Origin of the sequence: Kosmotoga arenicorallina S304, assembly GCF_001636545.1 — a bacterium.
GTDB lineage: Bacteria > Thermotogota > Thermotogae > Petrotogales > Kosmotogaceae > Kosmotoga_B > Kosmotoga_B arenicorallina.
The window spans coordinates 110100-124946 of record NZ_JFHK01000002.1 but is presented as its reverse complement, the minus strand read 5'-3'; the positions used below and the strand labels follow the sequence as shown (position 1 = coordinate 124946).

General features: G+C 41.2%; 13 protein-coding genes and 1 other RNA gene. 9 read left to right on the top strand and 5 right to left on the bottom strand.

The genetic code is table 11. The features are described from left to right. Positions 1-106 precede the first annotated feature (106 nt). From AT15_RS00870 to AT15_RS00830, 9 genes are all read left to right on the top strand, one after another. Positions 107-2053 (top strand): S9 family peptidase, encoded by a 1947-nt coding sequence (locus AT15_RS00870; protein ID WP_068345417.1) that lies wholly within the window; start codon positions 107-109, stop codon positions 2051-2053. Then, positions 2050-3075: a GNAT family N-acetyltransferase gene (locus AT15_RS00865; protein ID WP_068345415.1), complete on the top strand. Its 1026-nt coding sequence runs from the start codon at positions 2050-2052 to the stop codon at positions 3073-3075. Before AT15_RS00870 ends, AT15_RS00865 begins: the two co-directional genes overlap by 4 nt. Positions 3076-3158: 83 nt before the next feature. Continuing rightward, complete coding sequence (locus tag AT15_RS00860) at positions 3159-3956, top strand: type III pantothenate kinase (protein WP_068345413.1); 798 nt, start codon at positions 3159-3161, stop codon at positions 3954-3956. Further along, positions 3922-5292, top strand: a complete 1371-nt coding sequence (locus tag AT15_RS00855) for a B12-binding domain-containing radical SAM protein (RefSeq protein ID WP_068345410.1) — start codon at positions 3922-3924, stop codon at positions 5290-5292. The genes AT15_RS00860 and AT15_RS00855 overlap by 35 nt, the downstream gene beginning before the upstream one ends. Continuing rightward, positions 5264-5806, top strand: a complete 543-nt coding sequence (folK, locus tag AT15_RS00850) for a 2-amino-4-hydroxy-6-hydroxymethyldihydropteridine diphosphokinase (protein ID WP_068345408.1) — start codon at positions 5264-5266, stop codon at positions 5804-5806. The genes AT15_RS00855 and folK overlap by 29 nt, the downstream gene beginning before the upstream one ends. Then, on the top strand, positions 5803-6297 hold the full coding sequence (locus AT15_RS00845) for a hypothetical protein (RefSeq protein WP_068345406.1): 495 nt from the start codon (positions 5803-5805) through the stop codon (positions 6295-6297). Before folK ends, AT15_RS00845 begins: the two co-directional genes overlap by 4 nt. Continuing rightward, positions 6287-7207, top strand: a complete 921-nt coding sequence (locus AT15_RS00840; RefSeq protein ID WP_068345404.1) for a TIGR01212 family radical SAM protein — start codon at positions 6287-6289, stop codon at positions 7205-7207. The genes AT15_RS00845 and AT15_RS00840 overlap by 11 nt, the downstream gene beginning before the upstream one ends. Before the next feature lie 16 nt (positions 7208-7223). Continuing rightward, positions 7224-7554: RNase P RNA component class A (rnpB, locus tag AT15_RS00835), an RNA gene on the top strand. 21 nt (positions 7555-7575) lie between these two features. After that, positions 7576-9267 carry a YgiQ family radical SAM protein gene (locus AT15_RS00830; RefSeq protein ID WP_068345723.1) on the top strand — a complete coding sequence of 564 codons (1692 nt, stop codon included), beginning with the start codon at positions 7576-7578 and terminating at the stop codon, positions 9265-9267. Positions 9268-9269: 2 nt separating this feature from the next. On the opposite strand, the gene AT15_RS00825 is transcribed toward AT15_RS00830, so the two are convergent. From AT15_RS00825 to AT15_RS00805, 5 genes are all read right to left on the bottom strand, one after another. Next, positions 9270-10247, bottom strand: coding sequence for an ABC transporter ATP-binding protein (locus AT15_RS00825; RefSeq protein WP_068345721.1), 978 nt, complete (start codon positions 10245-10247; stop codon positions 9270-9272). Then, positions 10240-11208 (bottom strand): ABC transporter ATP-binding protein, encoded by a 969-nt coding sequence (locus AT15_RS00820; protein WP_068345402.1) that lies wholly within the window; start codon positions 11206-11208, stop codon positions 10240-10242. The genes AT15_RS00825 and AT15_RS00820 overlap by 8 nt, the downstream gene beginning before the upstream one ends. A 6-nt stretch (positions 11209-11214) precedes the next feature. Continuing rightward, positions 11215-12090 carry an ABC transporter permease gene (locus AT15_RS00815; RefSeq protein WP_068345400.1) on the bottom strand — a complete coding sequence of 292 codons (876 nt, stop codon included), beginning with the start codon at positions 12088-12090 and terminating at the stop codon, positions 11215-11217. Positions 12091-12099: 9 nt separating this feature from the next. Then, positions 12100-13107, bottom strand: coding sequence for an ABC transporter permease (locus AT15_RS00810; RefSeq protein WP_068345398.1), 1008 nt, complete (start codon positions 13105-13107; stop codon positions 12100-12102). 61 nt (positions 13108-13168) lie between these two features. Next, positions 13169-14674, bottom strand: coding sequence for an ABC transporter substrate-binding protein (locus AT15_RS00805; RefSeq protein WP_068345396.1), 1506 nt, complete (start codon positions 14672-14674; stop codon positions 13169-13171). Positions 14675-14847: the final 173 nt, after the last annotated feature.

Here is a 14847-nt window from a genome sequence, read left to right as displayed (position 1 = left end):
CTTTTTATGGCGAAAGCGAGTTAATGATTCGATATATGTTTCTATTTTTATAAAGCAAGATATGGAAAATATCAATTGATGATAAAATAAATCAAGGAGGGATGGCATGAAAACTATAAAACCATGGGATATTTACAAATACGTCAGTGTAGGAGAACTCCACTTCATACCTCTGAAAGAGGCATTTCTTTTTGTCAGGAAAGATATCGACAAGAAGAGGAATAGATACAGAAGCAACATCTGGATTCAAGGATTAAATGGCAGAAATCTCAGGCAGTTGACTTATGGCAATAACGACTTTTCACCAGTTATCAGCCCTGATGGCGAAAGGTTGTTTTTTTTGTCCAGAAGAGAGAAATCAGGAGGAACCTTCCTTTATTCATTGCCCTTTGATGGTGGTGAAGCCGAGAAGATGCAGGAATTTTTTGAACCCCTTTCAAATCTGAGATGGGCTGGAAAGGACAAAATATCCTTTGTCTCATATACCGGCTGTACTCAAAAAAAGGTCAAAGAAGATGATGAGAAAAAGGTGTATGAGATTGAAAGCATACCTTTCTTATCCAACGGCAAAGGCTTTACAGAAGGGAAAAAAAGGAAGGCATTTGTTTTTGACACAAAAAGGAGAAGAGTCACTCAACTTGCCGAAGAAGCTTCCGCTGATGTTGTTGATGTGATGTTTTCTCCCGACGGAACCTCTTATGTAACTATCGTAAAGGATAATCCTGAGGTTGACCCTGTAATGTCAACGCTTTACCATGTTTCAGAAGGGAAAAGAACAAGATTATCACCTGAGGGAATAAGTATTGCAGCTGCAAGGTGGAAGAACAACAGCGAACTCTTTGTCATTGCCATAGAAGCTGCCAGAGCCTTTTCAAATAATCCCTTTATAGCGCTTGCTACATTGGATGGACAATTCATTCCTTTAACCAAGGATTATGATATCCCGATATTCAATGCCCTCAACAGCGATGTTAGGGGAGTAGGAGGACGCCAGTTCAAGGTTGTAAAGGATTCTTTTTATTTCCTTGTTACAGAAAGATTCAAAGTCCTGCTTAAAAAAATCGATAGCGCAGGGCATATAACAGATGTTCTGGATATACAGGGCAGTATTGACACTTTTGATATTTCCGAGAAGGAAGATTTGATTTTTACTGCTTCAAGTCCCTCAAAACCCCTTGAGATTTATAAAAACTCAAATGGAAAAGCCAGAAAGCTCACATCATTTAACCGGTGGATCAATGGCTATATTGTTTCATATCCAGAAATGTTCAGGGTAACCGCTTCTGATGGAAAAGAAATCGACGCCTGGATTCTGAAACCGCCAGATTTCAGGGCTGATAAAAAATATCCCGCAATCCTTGAAATTCATGGCGGTCCCAAAACGGCTTATGGAAACGCTTATCTTCATGAATTTCAAATGCTTGCCGCCGATGGATTTGCTGTTATTTATTGCAATCCCCGCGGAAGCCATGGTTATAGCAGCGAATTTGCTGATATCAGAGGGCATTATGGTGAACGCGATTTCATGGACATCATGGAAGTAGTAGAATATGCGGTTAATGAATTTCCTTTTATTGATTCAGAGAATCTTGGAGTTACAGGTGGTTCTTATGGTGGATTTATGACAAACTGGATTGTCGGCCATACGGACATTTTCAAAGCAGCGATTACTCAGCGTTCCATATCAAATTTCGTATCTTTTTATGGAACAACTGATATAGGATATTTCTTTGCAGAAGATCAAATCGGTTTGTCAAAACCTTTCTGGGAAGACCTTGAAGCCTACATAAGGCAGTCTCCCCTTACATATGTTTCTAATGTTGAAACTCCTTTGCTCTTAATTCATTCTCTTGAAGATTACAGATGCTGGGTTCCCGAAGCCATGCAATTCTTCACGGCGCTAAGGCGCCTGGGGAAAACCACTAAAATGATGCTTTTCCCCCGGGAAAATCATGAACTGTCACGAAGCGGATCCCCGGTGCATAGGGAAAAAAGGCTTAAAGCAATACTCAGCTGGTTCAGAGAGTATCTAAAAAGAGGTGAAAATGAATGATAGTAAGGCAGGCACAACCCCAGGATAATGAAAAACTTCTTGAAATCGAAAGAACTTCTTCTCAGGAAGGCAGCATCTGGTTTGCTTCTGAAAGGAAGGATTTTTTTGAGAAAATGAACCACTTTGAAGATGGATTTATGCTTGTGGCTGAGGACGAAGAGAGTGGCGATATCATTGGATGCGTAGGTTCGGGGTACGCCGATTACTGGCTTGAAGGCAGGAAACAACGAGGCGCTTACATGTATGGTTTGAGAACCAATCCAAAATATCGCATGCGTGTTGCTCGCTGGCTAAAAGCTGTGATTCAAAAAATGAGTGATATTCTTGAAAATTCAGATGTGGAATTTGGATTTGGATCAGTAAAAGCTGATAATATAAATTCAGTCAAAATTTTAAGGCATATGAAATTTGAACCCGCAAGAGTATTGAATTTTTATACTGTCCCTGTTGTTAGAAAAGGTAATATAAAAGGAATTAATATAGATGAAAACCCGGACCCACAGGTTCTGCAAAATTATTATGATGAGAAAAAGAATGATTACGACCTTGTACCCCTTGATCTCGGGAAAAATTTCTTTCCAAAACTCATTGCTGAAGGTAAAATTAAGCTCGCGAAATATAGAACTGCCACGGCTATTATCTGGGACACTTTGGGAGAATTTGATGTAAAAATTACGAGGCTACCGATAGGATTAAGGCTGTTCAGAGATTTAGCGGCTTTGGTCACGAAACTTTTTCCCTTTGTAAGGATTCCAGCTCTCAACGAACCGATTCATTCGTGGAATGTCATTTTTCTTGACTATGAAAACTCAAAAGACGGTAAATACCTGTTAAAGGCTATTCATAAATTAGCCTGGAAAGAAAATGTGATGTTGTTAAATTTCGCCGAAGATAGTGAGTTATCAAAAATCAGGAGTATCCTGGGTACCTTAAAATTCACGTTACCTTTCAAAATTGCCCTTATCGACAGAGCAAGAAGCAAGAAAACTCTAAAACCCATCATCTGGCCCCCACGTATTTGAAGACGCCTCAGGCGTCTTTTTTGTAATATTTTTGCATGGAAGAGTATGAAAAAAGGTGATAGCATTTACCGGGAGGGATTCTTATGGAGCTTCTTGTTGATGTTGGAAACACCAATACAGTTTTTGGCCTCTGGGATGGAGATGCATTGAAAGCAAAATGGAGGATTTCTACTGTAAGATTGGGAACCGAAGATGAGATATACATAATGGTCAAAGAATTCCTGAACAGGAATGGCAGTACTGTCGAGGGAATTACTGACCTGTGTGTAGCTTCCGTTGTACCCTCGGTAAACAGCTCTTTCAAGTATTTTGCAGAGAAATACATCAACAAGAATGCACTGTTTGTTTCTGCCCTTGAAAATATAGGCGTGAAATGGGATGTCGATTTCCCTCCGGAAATTGGTGCGGATAGAGTTGCCAATATCCTTGGCGCAAAGAGCTTTTATGGTGATAATGTAATTATTATTGATGTGGGAACGGCGATAACTATTGATGTACTTAAAGACAGTGCTTTTCTTGGCGGGGCTATTATCCCCGGACCGTATGTTTCCATGAAAGCGCTTTTTTCTGGCACCGCAAAGCTCCCGCAGGTAGAACTTCATTTTGTCGAAAATCCTATTGGCAGAAATACTGGTGACAACATCAGAATCGGAATAATCAACACCACCTTTTTTGGTTTGCAAAGTCTCGTTTCACAGATTATCAAATACTATCCTGTAAAACCAGTAGTTGTAGCCACCGGAGGATATGCAAGGCTTTTCGATAAAAGAGATGGTTTCTTTGATTTCATAAATGCTGAGTTGACACTTAAAGGAATTAAAGAATTTTGCAAACGGGTGAGGAATCTTGAAGAAGATATTGCTAATAAATCCATGGATTGAAGATGTAGCTGCATATGATTTTTGGTTAAAACCTCTGGGCCTTTTGTATATATCTTCGATTTTGAAAGAAGGTGGAATCGAAACCGCTCTTATTGATCTGCTTGATAGACACGATAAAGAGCTGGAATCTTTCACGGGGAAAAAGTCAGAGGATAAATATTATGGTACGGGAAATTTTCATAGCGAGGTTATTGAAAAACCTGATTGTTTAAAGAACATACCCCGCAAGTTTAAAAGATATGGATTTCCTGAAATTCTATTTCGGAAAAAATTGCAGAAATATCGAGGGTTTGACGCTGTATTTGTGACTTCAATGATGACTTACTGGCATTACGGAGTACGTGATACGATACAAGTAATAAAAGAAGAGCTACCTGATAAACCAGTTGTTCTTGGTGGGGTTTACGCATCAATTCTTCCTGGACATGCCTTATCCCATTCAGGCGCTGATTTTATAAGCCCGGGCACGGGAATTTTACCTGTGAGCAACGCTCTTAAATTTTTGGGCATTGAAGCTTCATTGAAGGAAAACTTTCTTCAAGAACTCGACCCGGACTACTCACATTATGATCTTTTGAGTTATGCTGTATTAATTACAAGTACAGGGTGTCCTTACCACTGCAATTATTGCATGAGCTGGAAATTGTGGGATGCTTTCTCCCGGAGAAGCCCCGAAAAAACAGCAGGTACAATAGAAAACTTATATTTGAATAAAGGTGTCAAAGATATAGTGTTCTTTGATGATGCTATTCTAATAGGTCCCGGTTTCAGGGAGCTGTTAAAAATTCTCGACAGCAAAGAACTTAAGCTAAGATACCATTTACCAAATGGAGTGCACGCAAGGCTTGTAGACGTCGAAACCGCAAAATTGATGAAGAAAGTGAATTTCAAAACCATAAAGCTGGGGTATGAAACATCCAATGCAGTTCTTCAAGAAAAAACAGGCGGAAAGGTTTTTGACATGGACCTCGTTAAAGCTGTTTCAAATTTAAAGCTCGCAGGCTTTTCAGGTAGCGAAATAAGCGCATATATTATAGCAAATCTTCCGGGTCAAAGTGTCGAAGATGTTGAAAGGGCAATAGACAAATGCGACGAACTGGGTATTATACCCGTTATAAATGAGTTCACACCTATTCCGGGCACTCCCCAATGGAGGGAACTCGTTGAGACTGGAAAATTACCTGAAAACATTGATCCTTTGATGCTGGACAATTCTTTGCTCCCCTATTGGTGGACAGAAGGGATCACTGCAACATCACTAAGGATGTTGAAAGAAAAAGCCTGGAAGGTAAGAGAGAGGATTGAAGATGAAGACTGTTTATCTCGCCTTTGGTAGTAATCTCGGTGATAAAGTAGCAAACATCGCTTCTGCCATGTGCGCTCTTGAAGAAAAAGGGGTTGAATTACTTGATATATCAAGCCTTTATGAGACAGAACCTTATGGTGTAACTGATCAACCCGCTTTTCTCAATTGCGTCGGGAAATATAGATATAGTGGAACACCAGAAAGACTTCTGGACATAGTCATGCAGGTTGAGAAAAAATTGCATCGAAAGCGTGAAATACGTTGGGGTCCGCGAACCATAGACATCGACATTCTACTCTTTGGAAATGAGGAATATAAGTCAGAGCGACTAATTTTACCTCATTATGATATGCAAAACAGATCCTTTGTTCTGGTTCCATTGTTGGAAATATCTCCGAACATATCGGAACCAGGTACAGGCATCCCTTATAGGAAGTATCTTGAACTCCTATCACAAAAGAAATTGAGACAAGTTAAAACGCCCGAATCCCTTTTAGAAGATTTCAAAAATGCCTGTGCATGCTTTGAAAGGAGGATTTTATGAATAAATTCAAATGGGTAATCGGGCTGCTTTTTCTTCTTGTTTTGACTTCGTGTAGTAGCACAAATCGCGAACTTTCGCCCGGAAATTTCGCCGGTTTCGCCCCTGATGGCTATATGGTTGTGTCAACGCGAGTAGAACTTGATGGAAAGCTGGACGACTTGGTTATAGAAAATGGGGTTATGCTGAGCATAAGGCTTGCTAAAGGAACCGAATCAGTGGAAATCTACATAATCAAGTTCGACAAAACTGGTAATGCATCCTCTTTCTGGTATAGCTGGGGGCAGCTTAATTTTAATGACCTTAAAGTTGCTTTAAGTGCCATTCCCGGTTTATACGGCGAACTCAACGGGAACACAGGCTCTGGTTATATCGAATCATGGCTTTCAGGAAAATGGATATATGTTTTTAGAGGGGAGAAGGATTCTGTAAAGAAAACCGTGAAAACCTTTAAAGAATACAAAAAGGAGATGGAAAAATCTATTGAATCGTGAAAAGCGTTATAAAGACCTGAAATCATATCTTAAAAAACGCTACGGAGAACCTGTTTATCGACTACCAATAGACGCAGGTTTTACCTGTCCTAATAGGGACGGCACATTAGCTACCGGGGGTTGCATATATTGCGATGCAACCGGTAGCGGCTTTTCAGTAAATAGAAATCTAAGCATTCAGGAGCAAATGAAAGAACGAATGGAAAAACTGAAAAGCAGGGGCATAAAAAAATTCATGGCGTATTTTCAGGCAAATTCAAACACATATGCACCACTGGAAATACTGAAAGAGCTCTATTCAAGCGCATTGCATGATGATGTAGTAATTTTAGATATTTCAACACGGCCGGATCTTGTACCAGATGAAGTGCTGGAGCTTATAGCTGGTTTCAAAAAACGCGTTGATGTATTTCTTGAATTGGGATTGCAAACGGCAAATTACAGAACTCTTCGTAAAATTAATCGCGGGCACACTCTGGCTGAATTTGTAGATGCGGTTATAAGAGCGAAAAAATTCGATCTGGAAGTAATTGCCCATGTGATATTGAATTTACCTTGGGATAGCCTTGAGGATATTATAGAAACTGCGAAAATGTTATCCGCTTTACAGATTGATGGAGTTAAACTGCATTCGCTCTATGTGGTAAAAAATACCCCTCTTGAAATATTGTTCAGTAGCGGTAAAATCGAAATTGTATCATTAGATGAATTCATCGATAGAGTTATAAATTTCCTGGAATACCTTGATCCTGAAATCGTCATCCATAGATTGGTAGCTGATCCACCTCATGAAGGGACTGTTTTTGGAAATTGGAGCTTACCTAAAATCGAAATATTGAATAGAATTGAAAGGGAAATGGAGCTTAGAAACAGTTATCAAGGCAAAAAATATGATTATTTGAATAGATAGAAAGTTATAAAACTGGAAAGTGAGACGGGTAGTCGCGGCGCATGCCGAGGAAAGTCCGGACTCCACGGGCAAGGATGCTGGGTAATTCCCAGGGGGAGCGATCCCCGGTAAGGGCCATAGAGATGAAGACCGCTGAAAAGCAAGGGTGGAACGGTGGGGTAAGAGCCCACCAGGTCCGGGGTGACCCGGATGCTTGGTAACCCCCATCCGGAGCAAGTCCAAGCAGGAAGGGTTTGAGGATGCCCGCCGAATCCCCTTCCGGGTAGGACGCTTGAGGGATGCGGGAACGCATCTCCCAGATAGATGACTACCTAAGACAGAATCCGGCTTATAGTCTCACTTTCCAGTTTGTTTTGAGAGGTGGAAACATGAAACATCTGCCTATGACAAGGCACGAGATGAAGAAATTGGGTTGGAAAGAGGTTGACATAATACTTGTTACTGGTGATGCTTATGTTGATCACCCCTCTTTTGGGGTCGCAGTTATTGCAAGAGTGCTTCAATCAGAAGGATTCAGAGTGGGAGTCATTTCTCAGCCTGATTGGAGATCCCTTGACGATATCACAGCCCTTGGAAGACCCAGATTGTTCTTTGGGGTTACAGCAGGGAATGTTGATTCCATGGTCGCCAATTACACTGCTTCAAAAAAGAGAAGAAGAAGTGATGACTACACTCCAGGCGGTTTGGGTGGGAAGAGACCGGATAGAGCAACTTTGGTATATTCCAACCTGATAAAAAGGGCTTTTGGTGGTGCCAGAATTGTGCTCGGGGGAATAGAGGCAAGCCTCAGGCGATTTGCCCACTATGATTGGTGGAGCAACAGGGTTCGAAAATCGGTTCTTGTTGATGCAAAGGCAGACGTAATAGCCTATGGAATGGCTGAAAAAAGCATAATAAAAATTGCAAGATCAATCGCAGAAAAGGGTGAAATTGGCTCCGAAATACCCGGGATAGTTTTCTGGAGCTCAAACAAACCCGATAAAGGGATCGAGATTCCCTCTTATGATGAGATATCAATAGACAAACTGGCTTATGTAAAAGCCTTCCGGACCATTTATGACGAGACCGACCCAATAAGGGGAACTAAAATATATCAAAAACAAGATACCCGTTACGTTATTCAAAATCCACTAGAGCTCATTTCCTCTGAGGAGCTTGATCGAATTTATTCCCTTCCTTACACAAGAGAAGTGCATCCAGAATCTATCAAGTTGGGAAAAGTTAAGGCGATTGAGACTGTAAAATTCTCAATAACAACCCACCGGGGATGTTATGGAGAGTGTAATTTCTGTGCCATAACTCTACATCAGGGCCGATATGTGATAAGCAGAAGCTCTGATTCTATTTTAAGTGAAGCGAAACTTATATCACAGCGCAAAGACTTCAAAGGCACAATTACTGATGTTGGAGGTCCATCAGCTAATATGTATGGCTTTGAATGCTCAATAAAGTTCGAAAAAGGTGCTTGCCATGAAAAGCGCTGTCTCTTTCCAAAAGTTTGCCCTGCTCTAAGAGTCAATCATGATCCTTATATCAGACTGCTTAGACAGATAAGAAAACTGGAAAGAGTCAAACACGTATTCATATCTTCTGGCATTAGATATGATCTCATACTTGCAGATAGAAAAAACGGGATGAAGTTCTTAAATGAACTCATTGAACATCATATTTCCGGACAGTTGAAAATCGCTCCAGAACATATTTCGGAAGATGTGCTTGCTTTAATGGGAAAGCCCGGAAAAGAAGTTCTCGATAGGTTTATATCGCTTTTCAAGGCAACAAAAGGAAACCGGAAATTGTATCTTGTAGGTTATTTCATTGCCGCTCATCCCGGTTGCAAGCTAAAGCACATGGAAGAATTACGCAGTTATGTTAAGTCAAAAATGGGGTATACACCCCGTCAGATACAAATTTTTACGCCGACCCCTATGACTTTTTCTACTACCATGTTCTATACAGAAATGGATCCTTTTAGCGCAAAGAAAATATTCGTGGAAAAGTCTGAAAAGAAAAGAACATTGCAAAAAGAAATGCTTCTGCGAAAACCGCAGAAGCGTTAACATTAACGACCGAAGAGGTGACACTTTACCATTCTTGTTTTGCTTAATTTAATCTCCGGTGGTTCTTCCACTTTGCACTTATCCATAACGTAGGGACATCTTGGGTGAAAGAAACAACCCGAGGGCAGGTCAACAGCATTGGGAACTTCACCAGCAGGAATCATTTTTTCCTTTTTTGTTTCAGGATCTGGTTCAGGAACGGCAGAAATAAGCGCCTTTGTATAAGGATGAGATGGGTTTTTGTAGATTTCCTCAAAAGAGCCCGTTTCCACAATAGTTCCCAGATACATGACAGCTATACGGTCACATATATATTTTGTCGTTGCAAGATCGTGAGTAATGAACAAATAGGTGAGATCGAATTCCTCTTTTAATTTCAGCATCAAGTCCAGCAATTGGGATCTAACAGATACATCCAGCATGGCCACAGCTTCATCAGCTACTATGAATTTTGGCCTTGTGATTAGAGCTCTTGCTATTACTACTCTCTGCCGTTGGCCTCCTGAAAGCTCTCTCGGATATCGTTTAAAAAAATCTGAAGCGGGTTCCAGATTTACTCTCGATAACATATCAAGAACCATATCATGTCGCTCTTCACGACTTCCTATACCGTGTATATCAAGGGGATGTCTGATAGCGTCTCCTATTTTCATATAAGGATTAAGTGCAGCCAGAGGATCTTGAAAAATAATTTGTATTTCTTTTCTTAGCTTCCTGAGAGGTTCTTTTTCAAGAGCAGTAATATCTGTTCCGCGGTATATAATACTACCATTGGTAGGTTCGATAAGTCTTAACACCAGCCTTCCAGTAGTCGTTTTTCCGCTTCCAGACTCTCCGACAAGCCCCAGTGTTTGCCCTTCTTCTATATTGAAACTAATATTGTTTACCGCATGGACGAACTTTTTTTGACCTGTCAGCAGTGTTTTGAAGAACGATTGTCTTATAGGAAAGTGTTTTACAAGGTTTTTCACTTCAAGCATCATTTTTTTCACCCTCTCCATATAACCAGCACTTAACCAGTCTGCCATCATCCATGCGTACATCAGGCGGGATTTTTTGCTTACAAATTTCCTTTACTTTTGCGCATCTATCAGCATAGCGGCAACCTTTTGGGGGATTCATCAAATCTGGAGGATATCCCGGAATAAACCTCAGCTCTTTGTCATTTATATCTGTGTTCGGCACGGAAGCAAGGAGATCTTTTGTGTAAGGATGAAGTGGATCTTTATATAGCTCAAGTTTTGGTGCGTATTCAACAAGATGACCTCCATACATGACCCCTATATCGTCAGCAGCTTCAGCAACAACTCCCAGGTCATGTGTGATAAGAATCATAGCCATCTTGAATTTTTCCTGTAATCCTTTCAGCAATTGCAAAATTTGTGCTTGAACTATAACGTCAAGACTCGTCGTGGGCTCATCGGCAATTACCAATTTCGGGTTCAAAACAAGCGAGAGGGCTATCATGACCCGTTGGCGCATTCCGCCGCTAAGCTGGAAAGGGTAATCATTAAGCCTGTTAGAGGAAATCCCCACTTCTTTTAGAGCCTGCTCAGCCAGAGCTATTGCATTCTCTTTTGAAGTCTGCGTATGTGTAAATATGGTTTCGATAAAGTGATCTCGTAACTTCATCACAGGATTCAATGAAGTCATAGGGTCCTGAAAGATCATAGAAATGTCTTTTCCCCTTATGGATCTAAGCTCCTTACTGGGCATTGAAGTTAAGTCAGTTCCGCTAAAAATGACTTTTCCGGTGATTTGTGTTTCTCTGGGTAAGATGCCCAATATAGCACCACCGAGTGTTGATTTTCCACAACCAGACTCTCCTACAAGGCCAAGGGTCTTCTTTTCTTCAAGTGGCAGACTCACTTTGTCGACAGCAAGCACTCTTCCCTCACGCGTTTTGTATTTAACCGTCAAATCTTTTAACTCAAGCAACATCCACTATCACCTCCTGGTTTCGCCAACGTTGGGATTAAGGAACTCGTTAAGTCCCTCGCTGAAAAGGCTGAAACCCAGAACAATAGTTATTATGGCGAATCCCGGGAAGAGAATCATCCACCAGTAATTTAAAAGCAAAAACCTTTGACCATTGGATAGGTCATAACCCCAGTCTGGAGTCGGCGGTGAAATTCCTAGTCCTAGAAAGCTCAGTCCAGCTTCGGTCATAATCGCATCAGCCAGATTCATAGAAAGGACGACAATTACAGAAGGCAACACATTGGGTAAAATATATCTGCCTAAAATGGTAAAATTCCTCGCTCCCATGGCTCTTGCGGCTTCAACGAAAAGCTGGTCTTTCAAAGAAGTAACTTGATTTCTTATGACCCTGAAATATGTCGGGGCATATATTACAGCTATCGAAAGTGCGACATTTATAACTCCCGGTCCCAGAACAGCGGCAATGGCAATTGCCAATATTAGACCGGGGAAAGAATAGATGGCATCCATAAACATGCTGAGAATCCTATCAAAGGCACCGCCTACATAACCGGAAATCAATCCCAGCGGAATACCAATGGCTGCTGCGACTACAACGGCAAGAAAAGCAATTTTAAGTGCTATTCTTGCACCGTAAATTATTCTGCTTAATACGTCATATCCGAGATTTGTAGTTCCAAACCAATGCTCCTTTGATGGCGCAGAAAAGGCCCTTCCGGAGCGTTTTACAGGGTCATAAGGAGATAAATAAGGTGCAAAAACGGCCATTATTAAATAAGTCAAAAGGATTGCCAGACCCACAAAAGCCATAATCCCTGATTTATCCCTGAAAAGTCTTCTTAACCCCTTACCTAATCTGTATGATAAACTCCATTCCTGCATGCAATCACCTCAATACCTGACCCTTGGGTCAACCAATGCGTTTATTATGTCAACGACGATGCTTATTGCTACAACAATGATGGCATAAACGGCAATGGTCCCCTGTATGGCAGGAAAGTCTCTGTATCTTATCTTTTCAACCAGGTATGAGCCTATTCCTGGCCAGGAAAAGGTAGTTTCGGTCAACACTGCTCCGGCCATCAATGCAGCAAGCTGAAGTCCCATTACTGTCATGATAGGTACAAATGCGTTTTTCAAGGCGTGTCGGTAAATGACACGGTTTTCTTTGATGCCTCTTGCCCTAGCGGCTTTTACAAAGTCCTGAGAGAGCATTAATACCATGTTGCCTCTTACCATCCTTAGAAAGACGCTTGATATAATAAGCCCCAAAGCAAGACTTGGTAAGATAATATGAAGGCTCGCATCTTTCAAAGCCTCAATATTCCAGGTAAAAAGAGAATCGAATAAATACATGCCGGTTATTTTGTCCGGTTTTAGAAGCGGAGAAATCCTTCCAGCTATTGGGAGCCATTTCAATTGAACACCAAAAAGCCATTGAAAGAGCATACCTAACCAGAACACGGGAATTGAGTAAATAAAAATGGCATAAACCCTTCCGGTTATATCGAGTACACCACCATGCCTTTTTGTAGCCTCGGCTCCCCAGAAAATACCGATTACAAGAGCGATGATGAAACCGAAAATCGTTAATTCTATGGTCGCAGGCAGTTTATCAGCAATCTCGTCAGCGATAGGCCTTTTTGTTAAAGCCGATCTGCCAAGATCCCCTTTAATAATCCCGACCAGGTAGTTCCCGAATTGATTCAGAAGTGGCTTATCATATCCAAGTTCGTGCCTTTTTGCTTCTATAACAGATAAGGGAGCTTTTCCACCAAGCATCGCAAGCACGGGATCTCCTGGAAGAATGCGCAAAACAAGGAAAATTAAAAACAAAAGAATGAAGAACATGGGGATAGCCAGAAGAATTCTGGTTATTATGTACCACTTTAACGACACGGAAGCACCCCCTGTTTATGTTTATAAATGCCGGGTCTTTCGACCCGGCGAGAGCATATTTTTATTCCTCGGTATAAAGGAGATAGTACCTGAAGATCTGTGAAGGTTCTAAAACCACACCTTTGACATAGGGGAAGGTGACACAATATTGCTTACCCTGCCACAGAGGTACATAAGGCACGTCAATTGCGAGAACCTTCTGGACATCTTCGTTGATTTCTGTTCTTACTTCCAGATCCGATTCTGCCCTGGCCTGGATCATCATGGTTTCAATAAGTGAGTTTTCATAGAAAGCACCCATTGATGCAGCCCCTGATTTTGAAAGGAAAGGCCAGAGGTAGTCGTCAGGATCAAGATAGTCCGGATACCAGCCAAGAAGGAAGGCACCCATATAGCCATTTATGAAATAGTCAATATATGTTGCCCATTCTGCGTACTTGATATCAACTTTAACCATGCCTGTTTCTTCAATGGCTTCTTTCAAAACCTGGACAACATCTGCTTCTGTTGAACCATAATGGCTCGGTGTGTACCAGAGTTCTATTTCGAGAGGATTATCTTCTGAATAACCTTCCTTTTTCAGAAGTTCCTTTGCCATTTCCAGATCTCTTTCAGGCATAACATCAAGATGACTCCACATTCCAATTGGTACAAGGGTGTAGAGAGGCTCTACTGTTCCAGCAAATACATCATTGACTATGTAACTCCTGTCAACAGCGTAAGCTATGGCTTTCCTTATATTGACATTGTTATATGGAGGCATTTGAACGTTAAACACGAGTTCTCTTATAGCGGGGCTCTGGCCTTCATAAACAACATATCTGGGATCACTCTTCAATATGAGCAGGTCACGAGGATCCAGAGTCCTGTAAGCTACATCAATTTCTCCACTCTCGAGAGCAAGTCTTAAAGTGCTTGCATTCTGGTAGAACCTTATTACAATCGTATCTGTCTTTGGTTTTGGCCCAAAATAATCGGGATTAGCCTTCAGAATCAACTGAACATCCCTTTCCCAGTCAGCAATGTAGTATGGACCAGAAGCCACAGGCGCGTCATAGAAGAAATCGTCAGCAGGCACTACGGCAGGGTCAACAGGATATGCGACAGTGTAGCCTAAAACAGCTATAAAGGCAGAGAATGGGTACTCCAGCGTAACCTCAAAGGTGTAATCATCTACAACTTTTGTTTCAGCTACGATATCGGAGAGAAGGAAAGCGGGGTCACCATTTAACGCAATCACCCTGTCAAAGGAGAATTTCAAGGCATTAGCATCAAGCGGGTGCCCATTCATAAATTTGGCATCTTTCCTTAGATGGAAAGTATAAACGAGACCATCTTCTGATATGTCCCAGCTTTCAGCTAACCAGGGAATTATCTCTGTTCCCCCTACTTCGTAATCCACAAGGCCTACCATGATGTTTTGGAGAATATTGCTGGAAAAATAGTCATAACAATCTGCCGGGTCAAGAATCCTGATTTTGTCGGTTGTACCAATGGTAATGTGTCCTTTTGCAAAGACAAAAAGAGCTAGCGTTAAAACGAGAACGATAAGAAGAGCTTTTTTCATGCTTTCACCCCCTAAAAAAGATATTCCATGATAAAAGAGTTTATCATAAAATTTCTCTGCAATTCAAGTCAAAAAATTGCGCGCAAATGCCTTGTGTCAAGGAGTTGTTATTGTGTGCGATTTTGTTATTGGCATTGCATCCAAAAGTGTAAAATTGTTTGAAAAGGAAGCGG